Genomic DNA, 19278 nt, shown 5'->3' with positions numbered 1-19278 from the left:
CAGACCGGGGGTCAGCCATGAGCGCGTCCCACGCCACGACCCGACCGGTGCGTCCAGGGTGGACGCTCGCACTCGTCGCCGTGTGCGCCTTCCTCACCTCGCTCGACGTGATGGTGGTCGTCACCGCCCTGCCCACGATGCGCACCGATCTGCACGCGAGCCTGTCCGACCTGGAATGGACGATCAACGCCTACAACCTGGCGTTCGGCTGCCTGATGCTCACCGGCGCGGCCCTCGGCGACCGCTTCGGCCGGCTGCGCGTCTACGCCACCGGCCTCGGCGTCTTCACCCTCGCCTCCGCCATGGCGGCGCTGTCCACCTCCGTCGAGGTGCTGGTCATCGCCCGTGTGCTGCAGGGCGTCGCGGCCGGCATCGCCATCCCGGTCAGCCTGACCCTGCTCAGCAACGCCTTCCCGCCCGAGACCCGCGGCAAGGCGATGGGCGTGTGGGGCAGCGTCTCGGGCCTGGCCATCGCCGCGGGACCGCTGCTCGGCGGCCTGATCACCCAGGGCCTGTCCTGGCACTGGATCTTCTGGATCAACGTCCCCATCGGCGGCGCCGCGACCGTGCTGTCGGCCGTGCTGCTCCAGGAGAGCCGCGGCCCGCGGCCCAAGCTCGACGTCATCGGCCTGCTGCTCGCCTCGCTCGGCCTGCTCGGCCTGGTGTGGGGCGCGGTCCGGGCGCCGGCCGTCGGCTGGGGCGACGCCGAGCCGCTCACCGCCTTCGCGGTCGGCGCGGTGCTCCTGGTGGCCTTCCTGATGTGGGAACGCCGCGCCCCGCAGCCGATGCTGCCGCTGCGCTACTTCCGGGTACGCGGCTTCAGCGTCGCCAACATCGCCGCCTTCTTCCAGCACTTCGCCCTCATCGGCGCGCTGTTCATCCTGTCCCAGCTGTTCCAGGTCGGCTTCGGCGACGGACCGCTCGCCACCGGCCTGCGCCTGCTGGCCTGGACCGCGATGCCGATGATCGTCGCGCCACTGGCCGGCAGCAAGGCCGACACGTACGGCAACAAGCCCTTCATGATCGCCGGCCTGTTCCTGCTGACGGTCTCGCTGGGCTGGCTGGCCCTGGCGGTCGGCGACGGGACTGGTTACGGCGCGCTGGTGGCGCCGCTGATCCTCGGCGGCGCCGGCATCGCGATGGCCCTGCCCACCGGCATCAACCTGGTCTTCGCCTCGATGCAGCCGGAGGACATGGGCATCGCCTCGGGCGCCAACAGCTCCATGCGAGAACTCGGCGGCGTCTTCGGCGTGTCCTTCATGGGCGCGGTCTTCGCCGCCAACGGCGACTACTCCTCGGCCTCCGCCGCGGTCGACGGCTTCCGGGCCGCGCTCGGGCTGGGCGCGGCGGCCTCCCTCGTCGGCATGGCCGCGGCGTTCTTCGCGCCGGGCAAGCCGCGCGGCGACCAGCCGGCCGAGGACGCCTCGCCCGAACTGCAGGGCGCCAAGGCGGGCTGACCGCCCCCCAGCACCCCGTCCCCGCTTCGGCCCGGAGCGGGGACGGGGCCACCGGCTCCGGTGCCGCCCCGTCGTCCCGTACGGCGTTCCAGGGCGCCGGAACCCGCCCGGGCGGTGCCGGACCCCCGACCGGCGCCGCCCGGGACCGGGCCCGCGCGTGCCTCGCGGACGACGCGGCGCACGCTCCCCGAACGACCTGACACCTCCACGGCCCCGCCCCCCTGCCGGTCCGCGGCTCCCTCCCCCCGTCGGGAGCCGCGGACCGCGTCCGGTGGGCGGCAGCGCGTCCCGGCCCGTCCGACACGCGCCGCCGCCCACCGCGTACGCTCCTCCGCGCCGCGCGCGACCCCCGCGTACCCTCGACGCGCGTACGGCCGTACCGCCGTGTGCCCCGCACCTCCGTACAGCCCCACCTCCGTACAGCCGCGCCTCCGCACGGCCGCGTCTCCGTACGGCCCGCGCCTCCGTCGTCCCGTACCTGCGCACATCCCCCCGCGTACAGCTCTTTCCGCGTACCTCCCGTTCTGCCGACCGAAGGACACGCCGATGCACGCTCCCATGGACACGCGGGCGGATGCCGCGCCCGTGCCCTCCGCCGACCGACCGCAGCCGCCGCACAGATCCGCCGGCCCGGACGAGGCGCCGACCCCGGGCGAGACACCGGGCCCGGACGGGGCGCCGGGCGCCGACGATCCGGGCCGTCCCCTGCACGCCGACGGGCAGTGGCTCGCCACCTCCGGCGGGGCCCGCTTCCCGCTGGTCTCGCCCGCCGACGGGCGCGACGCCGGCACACTGCCGCTGGCCGGCCCGGCCGACGTGGACCGCGCGGTCGCCTCCGCCCGCCGGGCGCTGCGCGACCCGCACTGGGCCGGCCTGGACCCGGTGGCCCGCGCCGTCCTGCTGGAGGCGTTCGCCGCCGAACTGGAGAAGAACGCGCCCGAGCGCGCCGCGCTGACCAGCGTCCAGAACGGCATGCCGATCAGCACCGCGGTGCCCGCCGAGGGCTACGCGCCGGCCGCGATCCTGCGCTACCACGCCGCCCTGGCCAGGAACACACCGCTGGAGGAGCGCCGCCCGCGCGCCGACGGAGCCGGCCACAGCCATGTGCGCCGCCTGCCGGCCGGGGTGGTCGCGGTGGTCGCGCCGTGGAACTTCCCGCAGCCCATCACCATGTTCAAGCTCGCGCCCGCGCTCGCCGCCGGCTGCACGGTGGTGCTCAAGCCGTCGCCGTACACCTTCCTCGGCGCCCGCGCGATCGTGGCCGCCGCCGAGCGGGCCGGACTGCCGCCGGGTGTGCTCAACCTGCTGCCCGGCGACGACGTCACCGGCGCCGCCCTGGTCCGCCACCCCGGCGTGGACAAGGTGTCCTTCACCGGCTCCACCGCGGCCGGCCGGAAGGTCGCGGCGGCGTGCGCGGAACTGCTGCGCCCGGTGGTCCTGGAGCTGAGCAGCAGGTCCGCCGCCATCGTGCTGGACGACGCCGACGCGGAGGAGATCGCCGCGGGGCTGGCCGCCGCCGCGCTGCTGCACAGCGGCCAGGCCTGCTACATGTCGACCCGGGTTCTGGTGCCGCGGGCACGCCACGACGAGATCACCGCGCGGATCGCCGCAGCGGCCGACGCGCTGCCGATCGGCGATCCGCTGGACCCGCAGACCCGGCTCGGCCCGCTGCTCAGCGCCGCCCGCCGGGACCGGGTGCGCTCCCGCGTCGCCGCCGCGCTCGCCGACGGCGGGCGGCTGGCCACCGCCCGCCGTGCCGGAGACGTCCCCGAGCAGGGGTACTTCGCCGAACCCGCCGTGCTGACCGGGCTGGACCACTCCCACCCCGCGGTGCGGGAGGAGATCTTCGGCCCGGTGCTGTGCGTGGTCCCCTACGACGGCCTCGACCACGCCGTCGCCCTCGCCAACGACTCGCCCTACGGCCTCGGCGGCACGATCTGGACCAGCGACGTCGAACGGGCCCTCGCGGTCAGCCGCCGCGTCGAGACCGGCACGGTCGGCGTCAACTTCTTCGACCTCGACCTCGGCGCGCCCTACGGCGGCATCAAGGCCAGCGGCCTGGGCCGCGAACTGGGCCCGGAGGGCTTCGACGCGTACTTCCGCTTCCAGACGGTCTACACCCGCACCTGACCCGCGCCGCCGCCCCGGCCTCCCCGCCGCTCCCGGCCACCGCCCGGCCGCGGCCGACGATTCGCGGCCGTGCTCGGCCCGTACGCACGGTCGGGCTGCGGCCGGGGCGGACCGGGAGGCCCAGGCAGTGGCCTGCCCGGCGACGAGCGCGGCCTCGGTCAGGCCACGGCCTGCGCGGGCGTGCGGCCGGGGCCCGGTCGCACGCTGACCCGGGCGCGGTGGCGGGCCGGGGGTCCGCCGCGCGTGCCTTGGGGCGGCCCCGGGGCCGATGGCGCAGGGGAGAGCCGGGCGCGGCCCGCGCCGACGTCCGGTCGGCGGTCGCGGTCGCGGGCTGGGATTCGCCGCGCGTGCCCTGGGCGGGTCCCCGGGGGCTGCGGGCGCGGTGGCGGACCGGGGCTCGCCGGGGCGCTCGCCGTGGGCGACCCGGGCGGCTCCGGGCGGGGTGGCCGGCGCGCAGTTCGACGCCTGCCCCGGCGCCGGCGGCGTCCGGCGCGGGGAGCGCTCCTGCCGGTGCGCGGTCTGCGGCCGGGCGGCGTCCGGCGCGCCGTGCGCCCGTGACCGCGCCCGTGACCGCGCCCGTGACCGCGCCCGGGACAGACCGCGACCGGTCGCGCTTTGTCCCCGCAGCCGTCCGCCAGCCGGAGGCGTCCCGTTCAGGCCGCGGGCAGGTCCAGCAGGGGGGCCAGCGCGGCGCGGTGGCGGCCGGCGGTGCCGACGGCGATCTGGTCCGCCTTGGCCCGCTTGAGGTAGAGGTGCAGCGGGTGCTCCCACGTCATGCCGATGCCGCCGTGCAGCTGGACCGCCTCCTCCGCCGCGTGCACCGCGACGCCCGACGCGTACGCCTGCGCGACGCGCACCGCGATCGCGGCGTCCGTGCCGGTGGCCAGCGCGTCCGCGGCGGAGCGCGCCGCCGCGCGCAGCGAGACGACCTCCAGCCACAGGTCGGCGAGCCGGTGCTTGATCGCCTGGAAGCCGCCCACTACGCGGCCGAACTGGTGGCGCTCGCCCAGATACCGCACGGTCTCGTCCAGGCACCACTGCGCCAGGCCCAACTGTTCCGAGGCCAGCAGCCCGGCCCCGGCGAGCAGCGCGGCGTCCAGCGCGGCCGCCGCGTCGGCCGAGGGGAGCGGGCGGGCCGCCGCGCCGTCGAACGCCACGTCGGCGAGCGGCCTGGTCAGGTCGAGCGACACGAACGGGGTCACCGCCGCGTCGCCGGCCGCGACCTCGTACAGCCCCGGCCCGTCGGGCCCGACCGCCGGGACCACCAGCACGTCGGCGGCGAGCGCGTCGGCCACGCTGGTGACCGTGCCGGTCAGACGGCCGGCGGCGTCGGCGCGGACCGCACCGGGGAACGCGCTGCCCGGCGCCGCCGCGAGAGGCACCGCGAGGGCGCCCGTAGCGGCGCCCGAGGCGAGCGAGCCCAGCAGCGCCGCCACGCCCGCGTCCGCGGTGTCGCAGGCCAGCAGCGCGCTCGTCGCCAGCACCGCGCTGCCCAGGAACGGCGTCGGCGCGACGCCCGCGCCCAACTCCTCCAGCACGACGGCCGCTTCGCGCGCGGACGCGCCCTGGCCGCCCAGCTTCTCCGGCACCAGCAGTCCGGCCAGGCCCAGATCGGCGCCGAGCACCCGCCACAGCGCCGGGTCGTACGGCCGTGCGGACGCCCGTGCGGACGGCTCCGCCGACCGGCCGTCCGCCGGTCCGCCGTCCGCCGCTCCCTCGGCCGCGGCTTCGACCCGGGCCGACAGCGAGGCCGGCGGGCAGCGGTCGGCGAGCACGTCGCGGACCGTCGAGCGCAGGTCCTCCTCGATATCGGTGTAGAGCAGGTCGGGCTGCGCACCGGAGCCGGATCCGCGCTCCTGACCCGGGCCCGTGCCGCCGCCCGGCTGCGTACCGCCGGGCTGCATACCGGAGTCCGGGCCCGTGCCGGGCTGCGTCGAAGCGCTCATCGGGGCAAGTCCTTCCACGCGACGTCCTTGTCGATACGGGGTTCCGCGGGCAGGCCGAGCACCCGCTCCGCGACGATGTTGCGCAGGACCTCCGAGGTGCCGCCCTCGATCGAGTTGCCCTTGGCGCGCAGGTAGCGGTAGCCGGCGTCCCGGCCGTAGAAGTCCACGGTCTGCGGCCGGACCATCGTCCAGTCGCCGTAGCGCAGCCCCTCCTCGCCGAGCAGCTCCACCTCCAGGCCGCTGATCTGCTGGTTCAGCCGGGCGAAGGCGAGCTTGAGCCCGCTGCCCTCGGGGCCGGGCGCGCCCACCGCGAGCTGCTGCCTGACCCGCTCGGCGCCCAGCCGCGCCACCTCCGCCTCGACCCACAGCGTCAGCAGCCGGTCGTGCAGCTCCGGCGTCCGCAGCCCGGGCCGCTCTCGCCAGGCCGCCGCGACCGGCGCGATCATGCCGCCCTCGCGGGGCAGCGCGGAACCGCCGATCGCCACGCGCTCGTTCATCAGCGTGGTCTGCGCGACCCGCCAGCCCTCGCCGACCGCGCCGAGCCGGTGCGCGTCGGGAATCCGCACGCCGGTCAGGAAGACCTCGTTGAACTCCGCCTCGCCGGTGATCTGCCGCAGCGGCCTGACCTCCACGCCGGGGTCGGTCATGTCGCACACGAAGTAGGTGATGCCCTGGTGCTTGGGGACGTCCGGGTCGGTGCGCGCGATGAGGATCGCCCAGCGGGCGTTGTGGGCGCTGGACGTCCACACCTTCTGCCCGTCCACGATCCAGTCGCCGCCTCCGTCGCCGCCCCCGTCCTCCCGTACGGCGCGGGTGCGCAGTCCCGCGAGGTCCGAGCCGGCGCCGGGCTCGGAGAACAGCTGGCACCAGACCTCCTCGCCCGTCCACAGCGGGCGCAGGAAGCGGTGCTTCTGCTCCTCGGTGCCGTAGCGCAGGATGGTCGGCGCGGCCATGCCCAGGCCGATGCCGATGCGCCGCGGGTCGTTGTCGGGCGCGCCGGCCGCCGCCAGTTCGGCGTCGACCACCGCCTGCAGTGCGCGGGGGGCGCCGAGGCCGCCCAGGCCCTCGGGGAAGTGCACCCAGGCCAGGCCCGCGTCGAAGCGGGCCCGCAGGAAGTCGAGCGGCTCCAGCGCCGCCGGATCGTGCGCGGCCAGCAGCTCGCGCACCCGCGCGCGGACCCCTTCCGGGGTGGCGTTGCTCGTCATCGACGCGGAAGTCCTTCCCCTCGGCACCAGGCGGTCGCGCCGGCTCGACGACGCGTCAGCGTTCTAAGCAAGCGCTTGTTCAAGCTAACCCACAATCGCCCCGCCCGCCACCCTCCCGTACGCCCTTCCGTCAACTCGTCCCCGGGCCGCGCCCGTCGCGGGTCCGCCTCAGGCGAGGGGGAGGGCAAGGGGGAGGGGAGGAGAGCGACGCCGACCGGCCGGGCCGCAGCGTGGCCGCCGCGGGCTCCCGCCTCCCGCCGGCCCGCCTTCAACCTCCGGCGAGGGCCACTCCGGCCGACCGGGCCGCGTGGCCGCTGTTGACGACGGGCACGTCGCCGGCCCGGCCCCGCCCGCCGCGTCCGGCCCCGCATGCCGCGTCCCGGCCCGAGCCGCCGCACCCAGGCGCGCGGCGCGTGGCCGCTGTTGACGACGGGCACGTCGCCGGACCGGCGCCGCCCGCCGCGTCCGGCTCGCCTGCCGCGCCCAGCCCCGAGCCGCCGCACGCAGGGCACGCGGGGAACGCGGGCGGCCGGGGTCAGAACCTGTGGCAGCCCTGGAGCGCCGCGATGCACACCGCGGCGATCAGCGTGACGAACACGAACACGAACAGCCGCTGCCGCATCAGCCGGAGGCCGGCCGGGCGGGACGGCCGGCCGCCCGCCGTGCGGGCCGGGGTCCGCGGGCCGCCGGAGGCCGGGCGGTCGGCCGCGGTACGCCCCTGCGTCGCGCGACCGGGCGCCGTCCCACGGGCCGGGCCGCGCCGCGCGGGGGTGCGCGGACCCGGGGTCCGGCCCGCGGCGCGCCCGCCGTCCGTGGCCGAGCCGCCGCCCTGCGGACGCGCCGCGCCGCGCCGCCCGGAGCCGGTGGCCGCGACGCCCGGCGCCGACCGCCGCTCGGTGCGCTGCTGCGCGTACTCCTCGGCGCGCCGCCCGACCGGCCGCTCCGGCCGCGGCCCCGCCGCCTTCGGGATCTCGCCGTGCGGCAGCGCCGGCGCGCCGATGCCGCGCGCCTCGCGCGCCGCGATCTCCGCCAGCCGCTCGGACAGCTGCACCGTGGACGGCCGCGTCTCCGGGTCCTTGGCCAGGCACGCGTAGACCAGCGGCGCCAGCGCGTCCGGCACCCCGCCGAGGTCCGGCTCCTCGTGCACCACGCGGTACAGCATGACCTCGGAACTGCCCTGGCCGAACGGCGAGTCGGCGGTCGCCGCGTACGCCAGCGTGGCGCCGAACGCGAACACGTCGGTGGCCGGCGTCACCGCCGCGCCGCGCACCTGCTCGGGCGCGAGGAAGCCGGGCGAGCCGACCGCGGTGCCCACGTGCGTCAGCGTGCTCGCCCCGGTCGCCCAGGCGATGCCGAAGTCGATGATGCGCGGGCCCTTGGGCGACAGCAGGATGTTCGACGGCTTCAGGTCGCGGTGCACGACCCCCGCCTCGTGCACCGCGACCAGGCCCTCGGCCAGCGCCGCGCCGATCGAGGCGACCTCCGCGGCCGGCAGCACACCGTGCTCGGCGACCTTGTCGTGCAGCGACGGCCCGGGCACGTACTGCGTGGCGAACCACGGCCGCTCGGCCTCCAGGTCCGCGGCCACCAGCCGTGCCGTGCAGCCCCCGCGGATGCGCCGCGCGGCCGACACCTCGCGGGCGAACCGCGACCGGAACTCCTGGTCCTCGGCCAGCTCCGGCCTGATCACCTTCAGCGCCACCCGCTGGCCGCGCTTGTCCGCGCCCAGGTAGACCACGCCCATGCCGCCCGCGCCCAGCCGGCGGTGCAGCCGGAACGCGCCGACGACCCGCGGGTCCTCGCGTCGGAGCCGCATCATCGCCATCTGAAGTCCGTCCCCTACCTCCGGTGGTGGGGAGGCCCCACTCCGCTGACTGGCCGCTTCGGCCGCCCACAGCTTACGGACTGAACTGCCCGTGCGCGCTGAAGGCCCGCAGGCGACGAGCCGTGAATTGTCGGTGGCGGGTGGGAACCTGGACGGTGGGAGCGGGTTCGCGAGGCGGCGATCCGAGGCCCCGTTTCACCAACGGCCGCCGCGACAAGGGGGAGTGACGCCGTGAAAGGTGATCGTGTGGAGATAGTCGTCGACGCGGGGGACACCACCCGCACGTATGAAGTGGTCGCCACCCGCGCGGGCCGCCGGGTCGAGACGGCGGTGCGCCGCGGGGTGGTCGAGGTCAGCGAGGTCACCCGCAGCGGCACGGTGGTGCGCACCGCCCGCTTCATGGCCACCCGGGTGCTCGCGCTGGTCGAGCAGCCGATCCCGCGGGAGGACGAACCGACGGGCTGAACGGGCCGACACGTCGGCCGCACCGGTCCGCAGCGCCGCCGCATCAGGGATCACCCTGGGGCGACGGCGGCCCGCCTCCACCCAGGGGAGTCAGCCGGCGCCCCGGCTGTCATCCTCCGGGTGGCGTTCAAAGGGGTCCGCGGGCATGACGACCGGCCCCGCGTCCGCGCCTACTGTGGAGGTCAAGCGGCGGACGAAGCACTCGTCCCCCGAGGTCAAGCGTCCGCCGCCCCCACAGTCGTCGTCCGTGGCCGGCCCACTGGGGCGCGTCACAACGCTTCAAGGTCCGGAAGAGCGGTCCGGACCGGGGACACACCGGTATCACCCCGTGGGGACGGGGGTACGGCGGACGACAGTGCCCGGGTATCAGCTGATGCCCGGGCACTATGTCTTTCCGCGTCTTTCCGCGCCCGGGCCTTTCCGAGTCTCTCCCGGCCCGGGTCCGCCCAGGTCTTTCCCGACCCCGGCCGGCCTCTCCGGCCGGCCCTTCCCGGCGGCCGCACACAGCGCGGAGGGCCGGAGGCTCGACGCCTCCGGCCCTCCGGTGTGCTTGCGCGTGGACGATACTGGGATTGAACCAGTGACCTCTTCCGTGTCAGGGAAGCGCTCTCCCGCTGAGCTAATCGTCCGTGCTCCGGCTCCACGTGCTCCGGTCGCGGCCACCCGCCGGGGCGACCGCCGCAGTGCGCGATACTGGGATTGAACCAGTGACCTCTTCCGTGTCAGGGAAGCGCTCTCCCGCTGAGCTAATCGCGCGGGTCCGGTGCCGAGTCCGCCCGATCAGGGCGGAACACCGTGGTGGACGATACTGGGATTGAACCAGTGACCTCTTCCGTGTCAGGGAAGCGCTCTCCCGCTGAGCTAATCGTCCTTGGAGGTGGAGACGGGATTTGAACCCGTGTAGACGGCTTTGCAGGCCGTTGCCTCGCCTCTCGGCCACTCCACCAACGCGGCGGGGGTTCGGGTCGTTCCCCCACATCGAGCGGACGACGAGATTCGAACTCGCGACCCTCACCTTGGCAAGGTGATGCTCTACCAACTGAGCCACGTCCGCCTGCCGACCCCGGATCACGTTCCTGGGCGACGAGGTGAACTCTAGCGGATTCCCGGTCCAGCTCAAAAACCGGTTTCCGCAGCGTGCCGGGACAATGACAAGGAGTTGACGCCGGGGACGCCCCTGCCGGCGCCGCCGGTGCCGGGCCTAGACTCGGCCCCCGACCTGCCCAGACCCCCGGGAAACACGGTGCGCGACCTCCCACCCCTGGCCCGCTTCGGCGCTCTCCTCGCCTCCGACCTGCGGGACGTCACCGACGACGTCGCCGCGCTGGACGGCGCCGGATTCTGGGCGGTCGCCGCGGACTTCGAGGGCCGCACGGTCTGCGCGCGGTTCGGCGACGTGCGCCGCGCCCCGGACGACGCGGCCGCGCGCGCCCGCCGCTGGCGCGGACCCGAGCCGTCCGCGTGGACCTCCTCCGCCGACCGGGCCGGCTACCAGGCCGGCGTCCGCGCCATCCGCGAGCGGATCGCCGCCGGCGAGGTCTACCAGGTCAACCTGTGCCGGGTGCTGACCGCGCCCCTGCCCGCGGCTCCCGCCGCCCCGACCGCCGCTCCCGCTCCCGGCGGCGCTTGCGCACGCCACGCTCCCGCGCCCGCCCCCGTCCCCGCCGACATCGACGCCCTCGCCGGCCTGCTCGCCCTCGGCAACCCCGCCCCCTACGCGGGGACGATCCGGCTGCCCGCGCACGGTGTGGAGATCGCCACCGCCTCGCCCGAGCTGTTCCTGCGCCGCGACGGCGCCCGCGTGGAGTCCGGACCGATCAAGGGCACCGCCCGCACCGCGGCCGAGATGCTGCCCAAGGACCACGCCGAGAACGTCATGATCGTGGACCTGGTGCGCAACGACCTCGGCCGGGTCTGCGCCACCGGTTCAGTCACCGTGCCCGAGCTGTGCGCGTACCAGTCGCACCCCGGCCTGGTCCACCTGGTCTCCACGGTCCGCGGCGACCTGCGGCCGGGCGCCGGCTGGCCCGAGCTGTTCGGCGCGGCGTTCCCGCCCGGCTCGGTCAGCGGCGCGCCCAAGTCCCGTGCGCTGCGGGTCGTCGCCGACCTGGAGAGCGCTCCCCGGGGCCCGTACTGCGGCGCGGTCGGCTGGGTCGACGCCGACCGCGGGACCGCCGAACTCGCCGTCGGCATCCGCACGTTCTGGATCGACCGGACCGGGCCCGGCGGACCGGTGCTGCGGTTCGGGACCGGCGCAGGGATCACCTGGGACTCGGACCCGGCGGGGGAGTGGGCCGAAACCGAGTTGAAGGCGTCACGGCTGCTGGCGGTAGCGTCGGGGATGTACGGGTCGGGAGGCCACGGAACCGACCGGACCGACGGGCCGGCCGGCCGGAGCACGGCCGCCGGCGACCCCGCCGGCCCGCGGACGAACGGAGGAACCCTGTCGTGAGGATCTGGGTGGACGGCGGCCTGCGGGACACCGAGGACGCCACGGTGTCGGTGTTCGACCACGGGCTGACCGTCGGCGACGGCGTCTTCGAGACGCTGAAGGCGGTGCACGGCCGCGCCTTCGCCACCACGCGGCACCTGGAGCGCCTGGCCAGGTCCGCGCGCGGCCTCGGACTGCCCGAGCCCGACCCGCGGGAGGTGGCCCGCGCCTGCGATGCCGTGCTCGCCGCCAACCCGATGCCGCTCGGCCGGCTGCGCATCACCTACACCGGCGGCCTGTCCCCGCTCGGCTCCGACCGCGGGGACGCGGGCCCCACCCTGGTCGTCGCCCTCGCCGAGGCGACCGAGCGCCCGGACACCACCGCCGTGGTCACCGTGCCCTGGACCCGTAACGAGAAGGGCGCGCTGGCCGGCCTGAAGACGACCTCGTACGGCGAGAACGTCGTGGCGCTCGACCGCGCCCACCGCGAGGGCGGCTCCGAGGCGCTGTTCGCCAACACGCGGGGCCGGCTGTGCGAGGGCACCGGCTCCAACGTGTTCGTGGTGCTCGGCGGCCGGCTGCTGACCCCGCCCCTGGAGTCCGGCTGCCTGGCCGGCATCACCCGCGCGCTGGTCATCGAGTGGGCCGGCGCGCAGGAGGCCGACCTGCCGATGGACGCGCTCTACGAGGCCGAGGAGGTCTTCCTGACCTCAAGCCTGCGGGACGTCCAGGCCGTCCACCGCGTGGACGACCGCGACCTGCCCGCCGCGCCCGGTCCGGTCACCGCGAAGGCGATGCGGATCTTCGCCGAGCGCGCCGCGCAGCACCCGAACCCGTGACCGCGCACGGCACACCCTGACAGCACAGGCCACGGCGCACACCCCGGGAGCGTGACCCATGACGACCACCCTGCGGCCGGCGGGACCCGAGACGCGCGGTGCGGACGCGGAGCGCTTCCGCCCGTACACCGTGTGCGTCAACGGCCGTCCGGTCGGCGGCGTCGAACTGCGGGCCGGCGGCCGGCTCGGCGAAGGCGTCGGGGAGATCGGCGCGCTGTTCGTGGCCGAGCCGGACCGGCGGCGCGGGCGGGGCGCCGTCGCCGCGCTCGCCGCCGAGGAGGTGCTGCGCTCGTGGGGCTGCGCGGTGGCGCTGGCCTCGGTGCCGCCGGACGCCGAGTACGCGCTGCGGCTGGCGCACTCCCTCGGTTACGCGGAGCGCAGCCGGCACATGGCCAAGGACGTCACCGGCCCGCCCGCCGCGCTCCCGCACGGCAGCACCGCCCGCACGCTCACCGGCGCGCAGGCGCGGCCCTGGCTGGAACGCGGCCACCGGACCTACGTCGACGCGGTGGTGGCCGGCGGCATGCCGCCCGAGGAGGCCGAGCGCCGCGGCCGGGACGGCGTCGCCGCGCTGCTGCGGGACGGCGAGCCGGCGCCCGGCACCGCGATGCTCGGGATCGACCACGACGGCGAAGGGGTGGGCTTCGTCTGGCTGCGCACGGACGCGCCGCCGTGGGTGTTCAACGTCGAGGTCGCCCCCGAGCACCGGGGCCGCGGACACGGCAGGACCGCCATGCTCGCCGCGGAGAACCACTGCCGCGAGGTCGGATGCGCCGTCCTCGGCCTCAACGTCTTCTCCGCGAACACCACGGCGCTGCGGCTCTACGCGTCCCTCGGCTACCGCACCACCGCACGGCACTTCGAGAAGCGGCTGCTCTGAGGGGGCGACGGACGCCGGGCGCGCGGCGCGCCCGGTCCCGGGCCGCCCGGCGGCTCAGTCGCGCCCGGCCAGCAGACGGTCGGCGACGGCCTCGATCCGGGCGCGCAGCCCCTCCTGGCTCTTCGAGCCGTCCAGCAGCTCCCCGCCGATCACGTACGTGGGCGTGCCGGTGACGCCGATCGCCTTGCCCTCGGCCTCGTCGGAGTCGACCACGAGCAGATGGCGGCCGTCGACCAGCGCGGTGTCGACCTCCTCGGCGTCCAGACCGAGATCGCGCGCCACCTCGACCAGCAGCGGCTCGCCGCGGCGTTCCAGCTCCTCGACCCGGCCCAGCACCGCTTCCGCGTACTCCCGGCCGCGGCCCTGCGCGTGCGCCTCCTCGTACGCCTGCGCCGCCGCCAGGGCATGCCGGTGCTTGTCCAGCGGGAAGTGCCGGAACTGGATGTCCAGCGCGTCGCCGTAGCGCTCGCGCAGCGCCGCCAGGTCGCCGAGGGCGGTGCGGCAGTCGGGGCACTGCAGCTCGCACCAGAACTCCAAAACCGGCGCGGGGAGGAGCCGGCGGGCGTCCCCGCGGAGGCTGCCGCGGGAGTCGCCGCGGGAGTTCCGGCGGGCGTTCCCGCGGGCTTCTCGGCGGCGGACGGGGCGGTCGTGGCGGACGGGGTCGCTGCGGGGGTCGCGTCCGGGGCGGGGTCGGTCATGGCGCCCAGTCTCCCACTCGCGGAGGAGGCCCCGCGGCACCTGGGGAGGACCCCGCACCGCACCTGGGGATGAGCCGCCCCGGAGATCTCCCGCAGATGACCCTGAAGTCCGCCCGGAGACCGGCTCGCACCGTGGTCGGCGAGGGGCGGGGCGAGGCAGGATGGAGGGACGAACCCGCGGCGGCCCTCGGCCGGACCCCGCGGGACCGGCCGAACCGCCTGGGGAGCCGCACGATGCTGACCACGACCTTCTGCGCCGCGCTGTCCGCGGCCGGACTGGCGATCGCCGTGCTCACCGCGTACCGCAGGCGCTACCTGCGGGCCACCCGGATCGCCGCGGTCGCGCTGCTGCCGGTCGGCCTCGCCATGGCCGGCCTGGTCACCCTGGGCCGCAAGATCGGCACCGCGGTCGGTGACTGGGCCGCCGACCTGGTCTTCAAGCCCTCGGTGTGGACCGGTTTCGCGGTCCTCGCCTGCTCCGCCGGGCTCTACGGCATCACTCGCCTGTTCGCCGGCCGCGGCGGCGGTCGCGCCACGGACCGGGCCGCCGAGCCCGCGGGCGTCTCCGGAGCGGGCGCCGGCGCCCCCGCCGCCCTCGGCACGGGCCGGACCTCCGGCGGCGCGGACGGCGGTGCCGGCCGGGGGGCCGGGAAACCGAAGAGGGGTCGCGGCGGCGACAGCGGGCTCTCCGGGTTCGAGGACGTGGAGGAGATCCTGCGGCGGCGCGGGATCTGACGCGCACCCGCACCCGTGCCGCGGGATCTGACGCGCACCCGCACCGGTGCCGCGAGTGCTCGGCGGCCCTTCCCGCGGGTGCCCAACCGACGCACACTATCTGGGACGAGCTGTCTCGGCTGTCGGTATCCGGCATCCGAGACCCAGGTAAACGGCCTTGTAAACTCCGCGTGTTGGACCACACGCGATCTTGCGCTGCGCGATCATCGGTGCGTGCTCACCTCCCCACGGGACTGCCTGAAGGCGCCGCGCGCGGACCGCTCGGAACTCTCGCTCGCGCCGCTTTCCGCCCCACGCAACCCCGCGTCGAGCGGCTCCGCCGCACCCGCCCCCCACACCCCGCCCGCCCCCCACGCCGCACCGGCCCCCCGCACCGCTGCCGCCCCCGCCGCGCCGTCCGTGCCGGCTTCCCCGGTCGAGGCGGCGGTCGCGATGGGCGCCGAGGAGCCCCGGGGCTGTCTCTACGCCCTCTCGCAGCCTCCGCTGATGCTCTTCCTGTGCGTCATCGGCGGGCTGATCGGCGGCGGCGCCGTATGGGACCTGCTCTTCCTCTGAGGCGGTCCGGCGCCGAACGGGCGGGTCCGGGCGGTCAGCCCGCGGCGGCCTCGCGGCGCCGGGCGCGGTAGGCGGCGACGTGCAGCCGGTTCCCGCAGGTGCGGCTGTCGCAGTAGCGGCGCGACCGGTTGCGGGACAGGTCCACGAAGGCCCGGCGGCAGTCCGGCGCGTCGCAGCGGCGCAGCCGCTCCCGCTCGCCCGCGACGATCAGGAAGGACAGCGCCATGCCGCAGTCCGCGGCGAGGTGGTCGGAGAGCGAGGCGCCGGGCGCGAAGTAGTGCACGTGCCAGTCGTAGCCGTCGTGGTCGGTGAGCCGCGGCGTGGTGCCCGCCGCGGCGATCATCTCGTTGAGCATCCGCGCCGCGGTGGCGTCGTCGCGCGCCGCGAAGACCTCGGAGAACCTGCTGCGCACCGCGTGCACGCTGAGCACGTCGCGCCGGTCGAGCCGGCCCACCTCGCTGACCCGGTTGCGCTCCACGAACCGCCGCAGCGACGCGACGTCGGCGAGGGCCTCGTGCCCCTCGATGCTCGGCTGGGTGTTCACCAGGTCGACCACGCTGTCCAGCGCGCATCTGGTGTCATGGTTGATCAGCACGGGGTCGCTCCCTGCCGGCGGTGTGGGGTGCGTCCCGGACGACTCTAGCGCGCGAGAGCCGCCGCCGTGGGGGTGTGGCCTCCACGGCGACGGCTCTCGTGCGTGCGGCGACGACACCGGCGCGGGTCTGCCGGTGCTGCTGGTCGCTGGTCCGGGCTGTCCCCCGAGTAGGACGGCCGCGGACGTCGGGAACCCGGGGTCAGCTCTCCGCGAGGATGTGCGAGAGCTCCGTGTCCAGATCGAAATGGCGGTGCTCGGTGCCCGGCGGCACCGCGGCGTCCGTCCGCTTCAGGAAGGACTCCAGGGCCCGCGCCGGGGCTTCGAGCAGGGCTTCGCCCTCCGGGGAGCTGAGGGCGATGCACACGACGCCCTGGCCGTGGCTGCGGGACGGCCAGACTCGGACGTCGCCGGTGCCGGTGGGGCGGTGCAGACCCTCGGCGAGCAGGTCGCGGGCGAACACCCATTCGACCGTCTCTTCGGCTCCGGTGTGGAAGGTGGCGTGCACGGCATACGGATCTGCCGTGTCGTACCGCAAGCCCGCGGGTACAGGCAGTGAGGATTCGCTCGACACGACGAGGCGCAGATGCAGCTCGCAGCTGACCGTGGTGTTCATAAGCGCCATGGCCTTTCGCTCAGTGTGCGCTCGGGGGATTCGCACGTCGGCGAAATCGACATGCCACCTGCGAGGACGTTGTAAACCACTCTGAGGTGTTTGTGCGGCTTCTGGTAGCTCGTCCGGCGCAGCGCCCGGACCTGCGCGGCGGCCATCTCGGTGAGCGCCGGCAACGCTCCTCGCGGGGCTTCGTGACTGCGGAGCGTGACGAAAAAGGTGGTGTTCGGGCCAAGGGTCGCGGGGGCTTCCCCGCCCGCGCGGCGCGGCGGCGGGGCCCGGCCGCGGGCTGGTCACGAGCGCCCCGAGGGTGCGGTAATCTTGTTCTCGCCCGGGCGATTAGCTCAGCGGGAGAGCACTTCGTTCACGCCGAAGGGGTCACTGGTTCGATCCCAGTATCGCCCACCCGTGGTTTCGACGAACCGCATGCGTTTCAGGGGCCGCCCAGCCGGGCGGCCCCTGAAACGCATGCGGTCGGTGCTCCCCGTCGTCCGGGGGCTACTGCAGGTCGACGACGACCTTCCCGTGCACATGGCGGCCGGCCTGGAGTTCGGCCGCGTCGCGGATCCGCTCCATCGGGAAGGATGCCGCGACAGGCACGCGCAGCCGCCCCTCCGCGACCAGGCCGGCGATCTCCTCAAGGGTGCCGGGGGCGGCGTTGGCGCCGTTCGTCGGCGTGATCCCGTCGACCTGTGCGGCGATGGTGGTGATGCGTGCGTCCGGGACCCCGAGGTCCCGTGCCGCCTGCGCCGTGTCGGTGCCGAAGAGGTCGACGGCCGCGGTGACGCCGCCGGGGGCCAGGGCGCGGACCCGGTCGACCAGGCCCTCGCCGTAGGCGACCGGCTCGGCGCCGAGGGCGCGCAGGGCGTCGGCCGACGTCGCCGACCCGGTGCCGATCACCCGTGCGCCCGCGATCCGGGCGAGCTGGACGGCGAACACGCCGACGCCGCCCCCCGCGCCGCCGACGAGCAGCGTGTCGCCCGGTCCGGGCTTGACGACGGCGAGGGCGGCGGCGGCCGTGCAGCCCGCGATGGAGAGGGTGGCCGCGGTGCGGTCGTCGACACCGTCGGGGGTGTGGTGGGCGTCGCCGCCGGCCGCGATGGTCCCCGCCGCGTCGACCACCACGTGGTCGGCGACCGCGCGGGACAGCGCGCCGCCGAACACGCGGTCGCCGACCGCGAAGCCGGTCACGCCGGCGCCGACCTGGTCCACGACCCCGGCGTAGTCGGTGCCGAACCCGCACGGCAGGCTCAGCCCGAAGCGCGCGGCGGTCTCCGCGTCGGAGGTCATGAACCAGTCCATCGGGTTGAGTCCGGCCGCGGTGACGCGTACCCGGATCTGCCCGGGGCCCGCCTGCGGCGCCGGCACGTCGCGGACGGTCAGGGCCTCGGGGCCGCCGAACGACTCGAACAGGACCGCCCTGCTCGTGGCCGCCGACGTGGTGCCGCTCGGTTCTTGCATGCTCACGTGTTTCCCTCGGGACGAGAACGGGCGGAGCAAAAGCGGACTATGCTCCGTTTAGTCGAACCCTAACACATAACCGGAGCGTGATCCGTTTTGGAAGAAGCGCAGGCCGGCGTGCTGCGAGCGGACGCCACCCGCAACCGCGACCAACTCCTCGCCGTGGCGACCCGTATGTTCGTCTCCGCCGACACCGAGCCGTCGATGCGAGCGATCGCACGCGAGGCGGGCGTCGGCATCGCCACGCTCTACCGGCACTTCCCCACCCGCGAGTCCCTCGTCGACGCGGTCTACCGCGACCAGGTCGCCCGGCTCACCTCCGGCGCCCGCGACCTGCTCGTCCAATTCCCGCCGCCCGCGGCGCTGCGGCGCTGGATGGACCTGTTCGGGGAGTGGATAGCGACGAAGAACGGCATGCTCGACACGCTGCTCGCGATGATCGAGTCGGGCGAGATCGCCCACGCCCGCACCCAGACCGAGCTGCTCGCGGCCATCGACGTCCTCCTCGACGCCGGCCGCAGCACGGGCGAGTTGCGCGACGACGTCACCGCGGAGGACATCGCGGCCTGCCTCATCGGTATCTTCACCGTCGCGCCCTCGCCGGAGCACGAGGCCAGGGCGGGCCGGCTGCTGGACCTTCTGATGGACGGGCTGCGGCCGGCGCGCTGAACGGCGTAAGGGGGGCGCGCCGACCGCGTACGGGAGCCGGGCGCCGACCGCGTCCGTGCCCCGAGTGCCGGGCGGCGTGAGGGACTTGGGCGCCGAGCCCCCACCGAGCGGGAGTTCCGCGACACGGCGGGGAGCTTTCGGGTACGGCTCCGGGGCCGGTCGCGGCGGCGCACACTGGGGTTATGGACTGGAGTCACTACCGATTCCGCAGCGCCTGGCACCTCGACGCGGCCCCCGACGCCGTCTACCGCGTCCTGGAGCGCCCCGACCGGTACCCCGAGTGGTGGCCGCAGATCCGCGAGGTCCAGCAGACCGGCGAGACCAGCGGCGTGCTCAGGTTCCGCTCGGTCCTCCCGTACGACCTGGTCGTCGCCGCGTCCGCGACCCGCCACGACCCGCGGGCGCGGGTGCTGGAGATCGCCATGACCGGCGATCTTGAGGGGTGGGTGCGGTGGACGGTCCTGGACAGCCCCGTCCGCCCGCACGCCTCCGCGCCAGCGGACGGTCCGGCCGACGGCCCGGCGGCGGCGAGCAGCGCGCCGCCGTCGCGGCCCCCGACTCCGGCGGACGGCTCCGTGCCGGACCTGCCGGGCGGCACCTGGCTGCTGTTCGAGCAGGAGGTCGAGGTGCGCAAACTCCTGATGCGCGCGTTCGCGGTGCCGTGCCGGCCGCTGTTCGTCGCGAACCACGCGATGATGATGCGCCGCGGCCGGGCCGGCCTGCACGCCCTGCTCGCCGCGTCCGCCACGGCCGGCCCTCTCGTTTGAACGCCCGGCC

17 protein-coding genes and 6 tRNA genes are annotated in these 19278 nt (G+C 75.7%); 11 read left to right on the top strand and 12 right to left on the bottom strand.

Going from position 1 to position 19278, the window contains the following annotated elements; translation table 11 throughout:
- Positions 1-17: 17 nt before the first annotated feature.
- Together VSR01_RS05375 and VSR01_RS05370 are read left to right on the top strand one after the other, a co-directional pair.
- A complete protein-coding gene (locus tag VSR01_RS05375) occupies positions 18-1457 on the top strand; it encodes an MFS transporter (protein ID WP_326448128.1) in 1440 nt (479 codons plus the stop codon).
- A 546-nt stretch (positions 1458-2003) separates the two neighbouring features.
- Positions 2004-3587, top strand: coding sequence for an aldehyde dehydrogenase family protein (locus VSR01_RS05370; protein WP_326448127.1), 1584 nt, complete (start codon positions 2004-2006; stop codon positions 3585-3587).
- Positions 3588-4240: 653 nt separating this feature from the next.
- On the opposite strand, the gene VSR01_RS05365 is transcribed toward VSR01_RS05370, so the two are convergent.
- From VSR01_RS05365 to VSR01_RS05355, 3 genes are all read right to left on the bottom strand, one after another.
- Positions 4241-5533: an acyl-CoA dehydrogenase family protein gene (locus VSR01_RS05365; protein WP_326448126.1), complete on the bottom strand. Its 1293-nt coding sequence runs from the start codon at positions 5531-5533 to the stop codon at positions 4241-4243.
- Complete coding sequence (locus tag VSR01_RS05360; RefSeq protein WP_326448125.1) at positions 5530-6738, bottom strand: acyl-CoA dehydrogenase family protein; 1209 nt, start codon at positions 6736-6738, stop codon at positions 5530-5532. The genes VSR01_RS05365 and VSR01_RS05360 overlap by 4 nt, the downstream gene beginning before the upstream one ends.
- Positions 6739-7273: 535 nt before the next feature.
- Complete coding sequence (locus VSR01_RS05355; RefSeq protein ID WP_326448124.1) at positions 7274-8563, bottom strand: serine/threonine-protein kinase; 1290 nt, start codon at positions 8561-8563, stop codon at positions 7274-7276.
- 231 nt (positions 8564-8794) lie between these two features.
- On the opposite strand from VSR01_RS05355, the gene VSR01_RS05350 reads away from it, so the two are divergent.
- Entirely contained in the window at positions 8795-9028 is a 234-nt protein-coding gene (locus VSR01_RS05350; protein WP_326448123.1) for a hypothetical protein, read from the top strand.
- A gap of 557 nt (positions 9029-9585) precedes the next feature.
- Here the strand turns inward: VSR01_RS05350 and VSR01_RS05345 are convergent.
- From VSR01_RS05345 to VSR01_RS05325, 5 genes are all read right to left on the bottom strand, one after another.
- A tRNA-Val gene (locus VSR01_RS05345) sits at positions 9586-9657 on the bottom strand.
- 55 nt (positions 9658-9712) lie between these two features.
- Positions 9713-9784: transfer RNA gene (locus tag VSR01_RS05340), tRNA-Val, on the bottom strand.
- Between the two features lie 40 nt (positions 9785-9824).
- Positions 9825-9899: transfer RNA gene (locus VSR01_RS05335), tRNA-Val, on the bottom strand.
- A 1-nt stretch (position 9900) separates the two neighbouring features.
- Positions 9901-9974, bottom strand: a tRNA-Cys gene (locus VSR01_RS05330).
- Positions 9975-10009: 35 nt separating this feature from the next.
- A tRNA-Gly gene (locus VSR01_RS05325) sits at positions 10010-10082 on the bottom strand.
- Between the two features lie 189 nt (positions 10083-10271).
- Between VSR01_RS05325 and VSR01_RS05320 the strand changes: the two genes are divergently transcribed.
- The 3 genes from VSR01_RS05320 to VSR01_RS05310 are packed head-to-tail and all read left to right on the top strand — an operon-like array spanning position 10272 to position 13178.
- Positions 10272-11480 (top strand): chorismate-binding protein, encoded by a 1209-nt coding sequence (locus tag VSR01_RS05320; RefSeq protein WP_326448122.1) that lies wholly within the window; start codon positions 10272-10274, stop codon positions 11478-11480.
- Positions 11477-12298, top strand: coding sequence for an aminotransferase class IV (locus VSR01_RS05315; RefSeq protein ID WP_326448121.1), 822 nt, complete (start codon positions 11477-11479; stop codon positions 12296-12298). Before VSR01_RS05320 ends, VSR01_RS05315 begins: the two co-directional genes overlap by 4 nt.
- Positions 12299-12356: 58 nt before the next feature.
- On the top strand, positions 12357-13178 hold the full coding sequence (locus VSR01_RS05310) for a GNAT family N-acetyltransferase (protein ID WP_326448120.1): 822 nt from the start codon (positions 12357-12359) through the stop codon (positions 13176-13178).
- Positions 13179-13232: 54 nt separating this feature from the next.
- Here VSR01_RS05310 and VSR01_RS05305 read toward each other — a convergent pair whose 3' ends face one another.
- On the bottom strand, positions 13233-13715 hold the full coding sequence (locus VSR01_RS05305) for a DsbA family protein (RefSeq protein WP_326448119.1): 483 nt from the start codon (positions 13713-13715) through the stop codon (positions 13233-13235).
- A 395-nt stretch (positions 13716-14110) separates the two neighbouring features.
- On the opposite strand from VSR01_RS05305, the gene VSR01_RS05300 reads away from it, so the two are divergent.
- Together VSR01_RS05300 and VSR01_RS05295 are read left to right on the top strand one after the other, a co-directional pair.
- On the top strand, positions 14111-14611 hold the full coding sequence (locus VSR01_RS05300; protein WP_326448118.1) for a hypothetical protein: 501 nt from the start codon (positions 14111-14113) through the stop codon (positions 14609-14611).
- Positions 14612-14824: 213 nt separating this feature from the next.
- Positions 14825-15166 (top strand): hypothetical protein, encoded by a 342-nt coding sequence (locus VSR01_RS05295; protein ID WP_326454008.1) that lies wholly within the window; start codon positions 14825-14827, stop codon positions 15164-15166.
- 34 nt (positions 15167-15200) lie between these two features.
- Here VSR01_RS05295 and VSR01_RS05290 read toward each other — a convergent pair whose 3' ends face one another.
- Together VSR01_RS05290 and VSR01_RS05285 are read right to left on the bottom strand one after the other, a co-directional pair.
- Entirely contained in the window at positions 15201-15761 is a 561-nt protein-coding gene (locus tag VSR01_RS05290) for a CGNR zinc finger domain-containing protein (RefSeq protein WP_326448117.1), read from the bottom strand.
- A gap of 199 nt (positions 15762-15960) precedes the next feature.
- Positions 15961-16374, bottom strand: coding sequence for an SsgA family sporulation/cell division regulator (locus VSR01_RS05285; protein WP_003959770.1), 414 nt, complete (start codon positions 16372-16374; stop codon positions 15961-15963).
- A 330-nt stretch (positions 16375-16704) separates the two neighbouring features.
- Here VSR01_RS05285 and VSR01_RS05280 point away from each other — a divergent pair.
- Positions 16705-16776: transfer RNA gene (locus VSR01_RS05280), tRNA-Val, on the top strand.
- A gap of 93 nt (positions 16777-16869) precedes the next feature.
- Here the strand turns inward: VSR01_RS05280 and VSR01_RS05275 are convergent.
- A complete protein-coding gene (locus VSR01_RS05275; protein WP_326453501.1) occupies positions 16870-17832 on the bottom strand; it encodes an NADP-dependent oxidoreductase in 963 nt (320 codons plus the stop codon).
- Between the two features lie 174 nt (positions 17833-18006).
- On the opposite strand from VSR01_RS05275, the gene VSR01_RS05270 reads away from it, so the two are divergent.
- Together VSR01_RS05270 and VSR01_RS05265 are read left to right on the top strand one after the other, a co-directional pair.
- Positions 18007-18501 carry a TetR/AcrR family transcriptional regulator gene (locus VSR01_RS05270; RefSeq protein WP_326453500.1) on the top strand — a complete coding sequence of 165 codons (495 nt, stop codon included), beginning with the start codon at positions 18007-18009 and terminating at the stop codon, positions 18499-18501.
- 182 nt (positions 18502-18683) lie between these two features.
- Entirely contained in the window at positions 18684-19268 is a 585-nt protein-coding gene (locus VSR01_RS05265) for an SRPBCC family protein (RefSeq protein WP_326448116.1), read from the top strand.
- Positions 19269-19278: the final 10 nt, after the last annotated feature.

Source organism: Actinacidiphila sp. DG2A-62 (assembly GCF_035825295.1).
Taxonomy (GTDB): domain Bacteria; phylum Actinomycetota; class Actinomycetes; order Streptomycetales; family Streptomycetaceae; genus Actinacidiphila.
Note: the sequence above shows the minus strand (reverse complement) of the source record. Positions and strands in the feature narration are given on the sequence as shown.